Origin of the sequence: Halomonas aquatica, from assembly GCF_040196335.1 — a bacterium.
Classification (GTDB): domain Bacteria; phylum Pseudomonadota; class Gammaproteobacteria; order Pseudomonadales; family Halomonadaceae; genus Halomonas; species Halomonas aquatica.
This window is the reverse complement of the sequence record NZ_JBEGCJ010000007.1, coordinates 131,159-143,095: the sequence shown is the minus strand read 5'-3', so window position 1 is coordinate 143,095 and position 11,937 is coordinate 131,159. Positions and strand designations below refer to the sequence as shown.

At 65.1% G+C, this 11,937-nt stretch carries 9 protein-coding genes; 2 read left to right on the top strand and 7 right to left on the bottom strand.

Annotated elements, in window-relative coordinates; genetic code table 11:
* Positions 1–463: 463 nt before the first annotated feature.
* Both pssA and ilvC read right to left on the bottom strand, forming a co-directional pair.
* Positions 464–1,300, bottom strand: a complete 837-nt coding sequence (pssA, locus tag ABE960_RS14805) for a CDP-diacylglycerol--serine O-phosphatidyltransferase (RefSeq protein WP_349763065.1) — start codon at positions 1,298–1,300, stop codon at positions 464–466.
* A gap of 144 nt (positions 1,301–1,444) precedes the next feature.
* Positions 1,445–2,461, bottom strand: coding sequence for a ketol-acid reductoisomerase (gene ilvC, locus ABE960_RS14800; RefSeq protein WP_349763064.1), 1,017 nt, complete (start codon positions 2,459–2,461; stop codon positions 1,445–1,447).
* Positions 2,462–2,650: 189 nt separating this feature from the next.
* Here ilvC and ilvY point away from each other — a divergent pair, with 189 nt between their 5' ends.
* On the top strand, positions 2,651–3,541 hold the full coding sequence (gene ilvY / locus ABE960_RS14795; RefSeq protein WP_349763063.1) for an HTH-type transcriptional activator IlvY: 891 nt from the start codon (positions 2,651–2,653) through the stop codon (positions 3,539–3,541).
* Positions 3,542–3,643: 102 nt separating this feature from the next.
* Here ilvY and ilvN read toward each other — a convergent pair whose 3' ends face one another.
* From ilvN to rluD, 5 genes are all read right to left on the bottom strand, one after another.
* A complete protein-coding gene (ilvN, locus tag ABE960_RS14790) occupies positions 3,644–4,135 on the bottom strand; it encodes an acetolactate synthase small subunit (RefSeq protein WP_349763062.1) in 492 nt (163 codons plus the stop codon).
* On the bottom strand, positions 4,135–5,859 hold the full coding sequence (locus ABE960_RS14785) for an acetolactate synthase 3 large subunit (protein WP_349763061.1): 1,725 nt from the start codon (positions 5,857–5,859) through the stop codon (positions 4,135–4,137). The genes ilvN and ABE960_RS14785 overlap by 1 nt, the downstream gene beginning before the upstream one ends.
* 566 nt (positions 5,860–6,425) lie before the next feature.
* On the bottom strand, positions 6,426–9,029 hold the full coding sequence (gene clpB / locus ABE960_RS14780) for an ATP-dependent chaperone ClpB (RefSeq protein ID WP_349763060.1): 2,604 nt from the start codon (positions 9,027–9,029) through the stop codon (positions 6,426–6,428).
* A 209-nt stretch (positions 9,030–9,238) separates the two neighbouring features.
* Positions 9,239–9,994 (bottom strand): peptidoglycan editing factor PgeF, encoded by a 756-nt coding sequence (gene pgeF / locus ABE960_RS14775; protein WP_349763059.1) that lies wholly within the window; start codon positions 9,992–9,994, stop codon positions 9,239–9,241.
* Between the two features lie 10 nt (positions 9,995–10,004).
* Positions 10,005–10,964, bottom strand: a complete 960-nt coding sequence (gene rluD, locus ABE960_RS14770; protein WP_349763058.1) for a 23S rRNA pseudouridine(1911/1915/1917) synthase RluD — start codon at positions 10,962–10,964, stop codon at positions 10,005–10,007.
* 125 nt (positions 10,965–11,089) lie between these two features.
* Between rluD and ABE960_RS14765 the strand changes: the two genes are divergently transcribed.
* Complete coding sequence (locus ABE960_RS14765) at positions 11,090–11,899, top strand: outer membrane protein assembly factor BamD (RefSeq protein ID WP_349763057.1); 810 nt, start codon at positions 11,090–11,092, stop codon at positions 11,897–11,899.
* Positions 11,900–11,937: the final 38 nt, after the last annotated feature.

Here is an 11,937-nt window from a genome sequence, read left to right as displayed (position 1 = left end):
TCGGCGTGTCGTGTCAACCCTGCGATGCGCTCCAGAAGCGTCTCACCGGGTGTGCCAAGCGTCGTCTCGCCACCGCGAGGTGACGGCCGATGGAGCCTTCGAAAAGCCTCCGTCACGTGTGGCAGGCATTCTACCGAATGCAGCGCTTCCGTCAACCGGGAATGTCCCAACAAGGCTCGAAAAAACCAAACAGAAACAAGCACTTCTACCACCATCCACCGCCCGCAACGTGTGCCCGTCGCCGGCAGCGGATGCGTACTCTACGGATTTCACCGAAACGCTGCAAGGGCTGCAGGGAGAAAAATGTCGGCGACATGTCTGGGCAATGAAACAACGATGACGCTGGCACCTGCGAGCAGGCTATCCACAACCGCATTTCCGCCAACGGCTGTGGATAGATCGGCACCTGCTCAGGAGACACGAACGCCCGCATGATGCGGGCGTCTCAGCAGGGGTGGACGAGTCAGCCAGTGGCGGGCTTGTGCTTCATCTTGCGCATCAGAGCCATCACCGGCCCGGAGGCCACATAAGTAGAGAACAGCAGCAGCAGCATCACCGAGGGCTCGATGGAAATCACCACGAACCCCAGCACAATGGCCAACAGGAAGACGAAGGGCACAGGTCCCTTGAGGTCCACATCCTTGAAGCTGTAGTAGCGGATATTGCTGACCATCAGTATCCCGGCGGCCCCCACCACGAAGAGCATCAGCAGCTTGAAGCCGAAGGAGTCGGCATTGAAGCTGTGGAAGGTCCAGACACTGGCCGCCACCAGGGCCGCCGCCGAGGGGCTCGGCAGGCCGATGAACCACTTCTTGTCGACGCTGCCGATCTGCACATTGAAGCGCGCCAATCGCAGGGCGGCACAGGCCACGTACAGGAAGGCCACCACCCAACCGGTCTTGCCGATATCCTGAAGGATCCAGATGAAGGCCACCAGGCCTGGCGCCACGCCGAAGGAGAGCATGTCTGAGAGACTGTCATACTCGGCACCGAAATCGCTCTGGGTGTTGGTCAGTCGGGCCACCCGGCCGTCCAGGCCATCCAGCACCATGGCAATGAAGATGGCAATGGACGCGGTGGTGAAGTCACCATTGATGGCGGCCACCACGGCGAAGAAACCGGAGAACAGCGCCGAGGTAGTGAACAGGTTGGGCAGCAGATAGACCCCCTTGCGCCGAATCTTCCTGCCGCCCTCCTCGGCCTCCTCAATGACCTCCGATTCACGCACGAAGGTGGTGGCCAGGTCCTCGTCGCCTGGCTGGTCTGGTTCATTCTCGCTGTGCTGCGGGTCCTGGCTCATCTGTCTCTTCCATAGCCTTGAGTGTCGTCCCATTCTACACGCACACCGACGAAAGGCTCACGGCCAGCCCTATCCCCCATACCCCGAACGCAACGAGGGCGCGGAAGCCCGCGCCCTCGTGTCAGCCGAAATGGATCTCAGGGATCAGTTCTTCGACTTGTCGACCAGCTGGTTGGCCGCGATCCACGGCATCATGCCACGAAGCTTCTCGCCGACCTGCTCGATCTCGCTCTCGGCATTCAGACGGCGACGCGCGGTCATCGACGGGTAGTTGGTATTACCCTCGTTGATGAACATCTTGGCGTATTCACCGGTCTGAATGCGCTTCAGCGCATGGCGCATGGCGGCACGGGACTGCTCGTTGATGATCTCCGGTCCGGTCACGTACTCGCCATATTCCGCATTGTTGGAGATGGAGTAGTTCATGTTGGCGATGCCGCCCTCGTACATCAGGTCGACGATCAACTTGAGCTCGTGGAGGCACTCGAAGTAGGCCATCTCCGGGGCGTAACCCGCCTCGGTCAGGGTCTCGAAGCCGGCCTTGACCAGCTCCACGGCACCGCCGCACAGCACGGCCTGCTCGCCGAACAGGTCGGTCTCGGTCTCGTCCTGGAAGGTGGTCTCGATGATGCCGCTACGGCCGCCGCCGATGGCCGCCGCATAGGAGAGTGACAGCTCCTTGGCGCCACCGGTCGCATCCTGATGGATGGCGACGAGGTCCGGAATGCCGCCGCCACGCACGAACTCGGAGCGCACGGTGTGTCCCGGGGCCTTGGGCGCGATCATCACCACGTCCAGGTCCTTGCGCGGCTCGATCTGGTTGTAGTGGATGTTGAAGCCGTGGGCGAAGGCCAGGGTGGCGCCCTGCTTGAGGTTCGATTCGACCTGATTCTCGTAGATCGCCTTCTGGTTCTCGTCCGGGGCCAGGATCATCACCACGTCGGCGCTCTTGCTGGCTTCCTCGACGGAGGCAACCTTGAGGCCGGCGGCCTCGGCCTTGGCGGCGGAGGAAGAGCCGGCGCGCAGGGCGACGGTAACGTCGACGCCGGACTCCTTGAGGTTGTTGGCGTGGGCATGGCCCTGTGAACCGTAGCCCACGATGGTGACCTTCTTGCCCTGGATGAGGGAGAGGTCGCAATCCTTGTCGTAGTAAACGCGCATGTCGTGCTCCTGAAGCGAAAGATGGTGTCAAAGGGTATCGAGTTGACGTTCAGCGTTGATGGCCACCCGCGCCGTCTGTCGCGGCACTGGGATTCGATGCAGCCGATGGAGCCACCTTACGCCGGCGGATGCGTTGCGTAAAACGCGATATTTGCAATGCCACATGCCGAATCATGCAATAATGAAGGCATGGACATGCGCCCCCTCAAGCACTTCCTCGCCCTGGCCGAGACCCTGCATTTCGGCCGCGCCAGCGAGGCCTGCCACGTCAGCCCCTCGACCCTCTCCCGGGCGATCCGCCAGCTCGAGGAGAGTCTGGGCGTGCGCCTCTTCGAGCGCGACAACCGCCATGTGGTGATGACCCGCCAGGGCCGCACCTTCCAGGCCTATGCCCGGGACACCCTGGAGGAGTGGGAGCGCCTGCGCCAGTCGCTGATGAGCGAGGCGCGCACCCTGACCGGCGAGATCAGCATCTACTGCTCGGTGACCGCGAGCTACAGTTTCCTCTACGAGTTGCTCAGCGAGTTCCGGACCCGCCACCCGGATATTGAACTCAAGCTGCATACCGGCGATCCGGCCCAGTCAATCCAGCGGGTGCTGGCCGGCAACGAGGACATGGCGATCACCCCGCGACCACGCCAGGCACCCGACGCCCTGAGCTTCAAGTCGCTGACCCGCTCGCCGCTGGTGTTCATCGCCCCCCAGGAGGCCCACGACTGGATCCCGACCATGCCCGAGTCGCCCTCTGCCGAGCAGTGGCGCAAGGTACCGATGATCCTCTCCGAGGCCGGCCTGTCACGCCAATACAGCGACACCTGGTTCCGGGCACTGGGCGTGACGCCGCACATCTATGCCCAGGTGGCCGGCCACGAGGCCATCGTCAGCATGGTGGGGCTGGGCTTCGGCGTCGGCGTGGTGCCACGCATCGTGCTCGACACCAGCCCCCTGGCGGAACGAGTGCGCATCCTGCCGGTCAAGCCGGAACTGCCCCACTACGATGTCGGCCTCTGCGTGCTCGAGCGCCGACTGAGGAGTCCGCTGATCGCCGCGCTCTGGGACGAGGTCGAGGAGCGTTTCTGATGCCCGTCCACGGCTCCTGCTCCCACATACAACCCCCATACAAAAAGCGCCGCCCCTAAGGGCAGCGCTGATGGCATGGGCCAGGTAGCGACAGGCGCCGCGCTAGAGGGAGAGCACCTTGTCCCCGCGGGCGATCCCCGACACCCCGGTGCGCGCCACCTCGAGAATACCCACCGGCGCCATGGCCTGCAGGAAGGCGTCCAGCTTCCCGGCATCCCCGGTGATCTGCACCGTGTAGAGGCTCGGCGTCACGTCGACGATCTGCGCGCGGAAGATATCCACGGTACGCTTCACCTCGTCGCGGGCCGCCCCCAGGGCCTTGACCTTGACCAGCATCAGTTCGCGCTCGATGTGGTTGCCCTCGGTCAGGTCCACCAGCTTGACCACGTCGATCAGCTTGTTGAGGTGCTTGGTGATCTGCTCGATCACCCGGTCGTCCCCGACGGTGGTAACGGTCAGCCGCGACAGGCTCGGGTCATCGGTGGGCGCCACGTTCAGCGTTTCGATGTTGAAGTTGCGCTGTGAGAACAGCCCCACCACGCGTGACAGGGCGCCCGGTTCGTTTTCCATCAGAATCGAGATGATATGGCGCATCAGGTCCGCTCCGTCTTGGAAAGCAGCATGTCACGCATGGAGCCCAGGGGCACCTGCATCGGATAGACGTGCTCGTGCGGGTCGACGATGACGTCGAGGAACACCAGCTCGTGCGTGTCGGCGAAGGTCCTTTCCAATGCCGGCTCGAGATCTGCCAGTGTCTCCACCCGCAGCGCGGTGAAGCCATATGACCCGATCAACTGCTGGAAATCGGGGAGTGATTCCATGTAGGAGTGCGCATGGCGGGACTTGTAGTTGAGGTCCTGCCACTGGCGCACCATGCCCAGCGAACCGTTGTTGAGATTGACGATCTTCACGCCACCACCGAACTGCTTACAGGTCGACAGCTCCTGCATCATCATCTGGAAGCTGCCCTCCCCGGTGACGCAGATCACCTCCTCCTCCGGGAAGTGGTGCTTGATGCCCATGGCCGCCGGGAAGCCGAAACCCATGGTGCCGAGCCCCCCGGAGGTGATGAAGCGATTGGGCTTTTCGAACTTGTAGTACTGGGCCGCGAACATCTGGTGCTGACCCACATCGGTGGTCACATAGGCCTCGCCGCGGGTCACCCGGCACAGTGCCTCAATGACCTCCTGGGGCTTGATCGGCTCGCCGGGCTGCGACCGCTCATAGAGCCGGCCCCGGCGCTCCTCGCGCCAGCCGTCGATCTGCTTCCACCAGTCGGCCAGCGACTCGGGGTGGGCGATCTCCTCGCCCTGCACCATGCTGATCATCTCGTTGATCACGCTGCCCGCCGGACCGACGATGGGCACGTCGGCGCGCACCGTCTTGGAGACGGAGCTCGGGTCGATGTCGACATGGACGATCTTGGCGGTGGGGCAGAACTTCGAGGTGTTGTTGGTGACACGGTCGTCGAAGCGGGCCCCGATGGCGATGATCAGGTCCGCATGGTGCATGGCCATGTTCGACTCATAGGAGCCGTGCATGCCCAGCCAGCCCAGGCACTGCCGGTCGCTCTGCGGGTAGGAACCGATGCCCATCAGGGTGGTGGTGATCGGATAGCCCAGCCGCCGAACCAGGTCGGTCAACCCTTCGCTGGCGTTGCCGGTGACCACCCCGCCACCGGTATAGAACACCGGACGCCGGGCCTTGAGCATCAGCTCCACGGCCTTCTTGATCTGGCCGGTATGGCCCCGAGTGACCGGGTTGTACGAGCGCATCTTGACCTTCTTCGGGTAGACGTACTCGTAGCGTTCGGTGGGTGCGGTCATGTCCTTGGGAATGTCCACCACCACCGGACCGGGACGCCCGGTCGACGCCAGGTAATAGGCCTTCTTAAGGACTTCGGGAATCTCGGTAGGGTGCTTGATCGAGAAACTGTGTTTCACGATCGGCCTGGTCACGCCGACGATGTCGGTTTCCTGGAAGGCGTCGTCACCGATCAGGTGGCTCATCACCTGGCCGCACAGCACGACCATGGGAATCGAGTCCATGTAGGCAGTGGCAATGCCGGTGACGGCGTTGGTCGCCCCGGGGCCAGAGGTCACCAGCACCGTGCCGGGTTTGCCGGAGGCTCGGGCATAACCGTCGGCGGCATGGGTGGCGGCCTGTTCGTGGCGCACCAGGATATGCTTGACCTTGTCCTGACGAAACAGCGCATCGTAGATGTGAAGCGCCGCCCCACCGGGATACCCATAGATGTATTCGACGCCCTCGTCCTGAAGGAATCGGGCAATCATGTCTGCGCCGGAAAGCAGTTCCACAGATGTATCTCCCCTGGAGGTCTCGAGTGCGATCCGTGCCCGCGGTGGGGACACGAAGTCGAGTGCGGCGGTATGCCGCTGCCGGCCGTGCCGGCACCTGATGCCAAACCCTGGCAGTAAGGGCCCTGTTGGGGCCTGCACTCTCATCACGGCGGATTGCCGCGTCGGGGCGTTGTCCGAGCCGGGCGGTTGACCCGGATTCGGAAGTCCTTCGGCGGGTAGAGGCACTCGGCCTACCCTTCGCGCGGGGATGGGGGGTGGCCCGCTGAAATCCGCGCCCGTAATCAGGAACGCTCAAGATTCCATTAGCGTTGTTGACGTGTCAACCGCAGAAACCGCATTGGTAGCCCATGCAGGGCCATCCGGCAAGTCGGGGATATCGCCCGTGGCCCACAAAAGAGCCCGCCGGCTCGCGAGGAGCGACGGGCAATGGGGTAACAGGATGCAACCTGACTATCAGTCTAGACCGTCAATACCAGACCGTCGTCGCCCAGGCATCCGGGCGACGACGGCAAGGATCTTCTACGCCATGTGACGGCGATTGACGTGACGAATGCAGCAAGGCCTCAGCTCTGGAACACCAGCGTGTCGCCTTCCGCCTCCACATGGATGACGTCACCGGGCGAGAACTTGCCGGCCAGCAGGTCCTGAGCCAGCGGGTTCTCGATGCGCCTCTGGATGGCCCGCTTGAGCGGTCGAGCACCGAACACCGGATCGAAGCCGACCACGGCCAGCTGGGCCAGGGCCGCGTCGCTGATCTCAAGCGACAAGTCATGTTCGGCGAGACGCTCGCGAAGACGATCGAGCTGGATGGCGGCGATGGCCTGGATCTGCTCCTGGCCGAGGGCGTGGAACACCACCACCTCGTCGATGCGGTTGATCAGCTCGGGACGGAAGTGGTCGCCCACCACCGCCATCACCATCTCCTTCATCTGCGCGTAGTCATTATCCGCATCGCCGCTGTCAGCGCCGCCCATGCGCTGGATGATGTCCGACCCCATGTTGGAGGTCATCACGATCACGGTATTGCGAAAGTCCACGGTGCGCCCCTGACCATCGGTGAGGCGGCCGTCTTCCAGCACCTGCAGCAGGATGTTGAAGACATCGGCATGGGCCTTCTCGACCTCGTCGAGCAGCAGCACCGAGTAGGGCTTGCGGCGAACCGCTTCGGTCAGGTAGCCGCCCTCCTCGTAGCCGACATAGCCGGGAGGGGCACCGATCAGCCGGGCCACGGAGTGCTTCTCCATGAACTCGGACATGTCGATGCGCACCATCGCGTCCTCGGTGTCGAAGAGGAAGTTCGCCAGTGACTTGCACAGCTCCGTCTTGCCCACCCCGGTCGGGCCGAGGAACAGGAAGGAGCCATTGGGGCGGTTGGGGTCGGCGAGCCCGGCCCGGGAGCGGCGTACCGCGTTGGCCACGGCGGAGACCGCCTCGTGCTGGCCGATCACCCGCTCATGCAACGCCTCCTCCATGCGCAGCAGCTTGTCGCGCTCGCCCTCGAGCATCTTGGACACCGGGATGCCGGTCCAGCGCGATACCACCTCGGCGATCTCCTCCTCGGTGACGTTGGAGCGCAACAGCCGGTGCTTGGAGGTATCGGTATCGGCCTCGGCCTCCGCGGTCTCGGCGATCTTCTTCTCCAGGCCGGGAATCACCCCGTACTGGATCTCGGACATGCGCGCCAGGTCGCCCTGGCGGCGGGCCTGCTCCAGGTCGATGCGGGCGCGATCGAGTTCGTCCTTGAACTGGGCCGCACCCTGGATGCTGGCCTTCTCGGCCTTCCAGATCTCGTCGAGGTCAGCGTATTCGCGCTCAAGCTCGCCGATCTGCTCCTCCAGACCATCGAGTCGTTTCTTGGAGGCCTCGTCGGTCTCCTTCTTGAGATGCTCGCGCTCCATCTTCAGCTGGATCAGCCGGCGATCGAGGCGGTCCATCTCCTCGGGCTTGGAGTCGAGCTCCATGCGGATGCGCGAGGAGGCCTCGTCGATCAGGTCGATGGCCTTGTCGGGCAACTGGCGGTCGGTGATGTAGCGGGTCGAGAGCTTGGCCGCGGCGATGATCGCCCCGTCGGTGATATCGACCCCGTGGTGCACCTCGTAGCGCTCCTTGAGGCCACGCAGGATCGCCACGGTGTCCTCCTCGGAGGGCTCGTCCACCAGCACCTTCTGGAAGCGGCGCTCCAGGGCCGCATCCTTCTCGATGTACTTGCGGTACTCGTCCAGGGTGGTGGCGCCCACGCAGTGCAGCTCGCCGCGGGCCAGGGCCGGCTTGAGCATGTTGCCGGCGTCCATGGAGCCCTCGGCCTTGCCGGCGCCGACCATGGTGTGCAGCTCGTCGATGAACAGGATCACCCGCCCCTCCTCCTGGGACAGCTCCTTGAGCACCGACTTGAGGCGCTCCTCGAACTCGCCGCGGAACTTGGCGCCGGCCAGCAGCGCGCCCATGTCCAGCGACAGCACGCGCTTGTCCTTGAGCCCTTCCGGCACCTCGCCATCGACGATGCGCTGGGCCAGCCCCTCGACGATGGCCGTCTTGCCGACGCCGGGCTCACCGATCAGCACCGGGTTGTTCTTGGTCCGCCGCTGCAGCACCTGGATGGTACGGCGAATCTCGTCGTCGCGTCCGATCACCGGGTCGATCTTGCCGCTGGCGGCCCGCTCGTTAAGATCCAGGGTGTATTTCTCCAGCGCCTCGCGCTGGTCCTCGGCGTTGGGATCGTCGACCCGCTCTCCGCCCCGCACGCTGTCGACGGCGCCCTCCAGCGTCTTGCGGGTCACTCCAGCCCCGGTCAGCAGCTTGGTCACCGCGCCGCCCATCTCCAGCGCGGCCAGCAGCACCAGTTCGCTTGCGATGTACTGGTCGCCGCGCTTCTGGGCCTCACGGTCGGTGAGGTTGAACAGCTTCACCAGATCGCGGGAGGGCTGCACCTCGCCATCGAAGTTGGCGACCTTGGGCAGGTCATCGAGATGCCCTACCAGGCCGTCGCGCAACCGGGCGGCATCACCGCCGGCCTTCTGCACCAGCGCCTTGACCCCGGTGTCGGTGGCGTCAAGCAGCGCCAGCAGCAGATGTCCGGGTTCCAGCTGGTTGTGCCCGCGGCCCACGGCCAGGGACTGGCCATCGGCCACGGCGTTCTGCAGCTTGGCGGTGAACTTGTCGAATCTCATGGGTTTCCTCCATCGGGGTGACGGCGCGTTAGGACGCACCGCGTTGGCCCTGTCACTGTGTCTTGAGGGCTTCAATGGAGTCAGCGTGGTCGGCTTTCAAGTCGCCGGCCAGGGAAAGGGCGCGGCGAGTTGACGCTGGTCAAGCGGGCAGAGGGCAAAGGGCAAGGGGCAAGTGGCTTTTCCTTGTGGCTTGTCCCTTGAGGCTCGCTTTAGCGCAACCAGATCACGCTGGCCATGCGGCCGGTGACGCCATCGTCACGGCGGTGGGAATAGAAGCGCGGTTCGCAGGCGGTGCAGAAGTGGCCGCCGCTGACATGGGAAACGCCGAGACGCTCCAGGCGCAGGCGCGCCAGCTTGTAGAGGTCGGCCATGTAGTGGCCGAGCCGATAGGGGCTGGGGTCGAAGGCCGCCTCTGCCTCGGGGTGCACGCCGACGAAGGCCTTCTGCACCTCCGGTCCGACCTCGAACTGGGCGTTGGAGATCGCCGGGCCCAGCCAGGCCATCAGTTCCTCCGATGGCAGGCCCATCGCGCCTACGGTGGCCTCGATCACGCCGCCGGCGAGCCCGCGCCAGCCTGCATGGACCACCGCCACCCGGGACCCGCGACGGTCGCAGAGAAACACCGGCAGGCAGTCGGCGGTGAGCACCACGCAGGCATAGTCAGCGCTCGTGGCCACGGCGGCATCCGCCTCGGGCCTGGCCTTGGAGAAGGCCTGCTGCACCCGGGCACCGTGCACCTGATCGAGCCACAGCAGCGGACGGCCATCGCCGACCTCCTTCTCCAGTTGCCGACGGCACAGCGCCACATGGTTCGGGTTGTCGCCCACATGCTCGGCCGCATTGAAGGCGGCGAAGGCACCCTGACTGGGACCGGTCTCGCGGGTGGTGACGAAGGCCCCGACATTCTCCGGGGCCGGCCAGTCGGGCAGGATCGGAGTCGGGCGCAGATCGAGGGTATCGCTCATCACGGTTTCCTTAGCGCATGGTCTCGCCGTCTTCGCGCAGGTAGTCGAGCAGCATCAGCAGGTCATCCGGCAGCGCCGCACGGAAGGCCATCCGCTCGCCGCTGGTGGGGTGCACGAAGGCCAGCTTGCGGGCATGCAGGGCCTGACGCGGGAATCCACGCAGGATCTCCTTGAGCGCATCGCCCGCACCGGCCGGCAGCTTGAGGCGTCCGCCGTAGACCGGGTCGCCGATCAGCGGATAGCGCACATGGGCCAGGTGCACGCGGATCTGGTGGGTGCGCCCGGTCTCGAGCTTGCAGCGCACGTGGGTATGGGCGCGGAAGCGCTCCACCACCCGGTAGTGGGTCACCGCCGGCTTGCCCGAGGCGTTCACCGCCTGGCGCTTGCGGTCACGGGGATGACGGCCGATGGGCGCATCCACGGTGCCGCCGGCCGTCATCACGCCGACCACCACCGCATCGTACTCCCGCGACACGCTGCGCGCCTGAAGCTGCTCGACCAGTGCCGTATGGGCCGTCAGGGTCTTGGCCACCACCATCAGGCCGCTGGTGTCCTTGTCCAGGCGATGCACGATCCCCGCCCGGGGGATGCTCGCCAGTTGAGGGTCGTGGTGCAGCAGGGCATTGAGCAGGGTGCCGTCGGGATTGCCGGCCGCGGGATGGACCACCAGGCCCGGCGGCTTGTCGACCACCAGTACCGCGTCGTCCTCGTACACCACCGCCAGGGGGATGTCCTCGGGTTCGAAGCGGGTGTCGTCCTCGATCTCGGCGGCCAGGGCCAGGGCCTCGCCGCCGTAGACCTTGTCCTTGGGCTTGGCCGGCTGACCGTCGAGGGTCAGGGCGCCGCTCTTGATCCAGGACTTGAGCCGCTCCCGGGAAAAATCGGCGAAGAGTTCGGCGGCGGCCTGGTCGAGGCGCAGGCCTGCCATGCGATCGGGAACGCGATGCTGGGCTTCGAGGGTCTGGGACATGGGTCGGGACAGGGCTCTTTGAGCACCGGGTGCGATGACTGCGTTTCGCCGCAAGGTGCTTTATAGTGTGCGGATATCGGCCGATTCTACCACGGCCGTCCGGGTTGTTAGACACGAGGATCACGATGCGCGTTATCACCTCCCCCGCACGCCTGGCTGTCCTGATGCTGGCCGGTGCCCTGCTGGCCGGCTGCGCCGGCACCCCCGAAGAGGAACTCGACGGCATCGCCGAGCGCCAACTCTATCAGGAGGGTCGCGAGGCCCTGGAGGATGGCAGCTACACCACGGCGACCAACCGACTCGAGGCCATCGATACCCGCTATCCCTTCGGCGAGCATGCCGAGCAGGCCCAGCTGGAACTGATCTACGCCTACTACCAGACCGACGACTGGGAGGGTTCCCGCGCCGCCGCCAGCCGCTTCATCCGCCTGCACCCGGACCACCCCCAGGTCGACTACGCCTACTACATGCGCGGCCTGGCCGCCTGGCAGGCCGGACGATTCAGCCTGGAGCGCCTTCGCCTGATCGACATCTCCAAGCGTGACATGGGCGCCACCCGCGACGCCTATGCCGACTTCAGCGAGCTGATTCAGCGCTACCCCAGCAGCCAGTATGCCCCGGACGCCCAGCAGCGCATCATCTACCTGCGCAACGTGCTGGCCCGCCATGAGCTGCATGTGGCCGACTTCTACCTGCGCAAGGGGGCCTACCTCGCCGCCGTGGAGCGCGGCCGCTGGGTGCTGGAGAACTATCCCGAGTCGGATGCCACCCGCGACGCCCTGGCGGTGATGGTCGAGGGCTACCTGGGCCTCGACATGCGCGACCGTGCCCGCGAGACCCTCCAGGTGCTGATCGAGAACGCCCCGAACCACGACCGGCTGCGCGGCCGCACCTTCCGGCCGCAGCACGTCAAGGCCGAGTCCCTCTCGGCCTGACGAGCGCCAAGCAGCAAGATGCCGGTTTCGGATCAGGC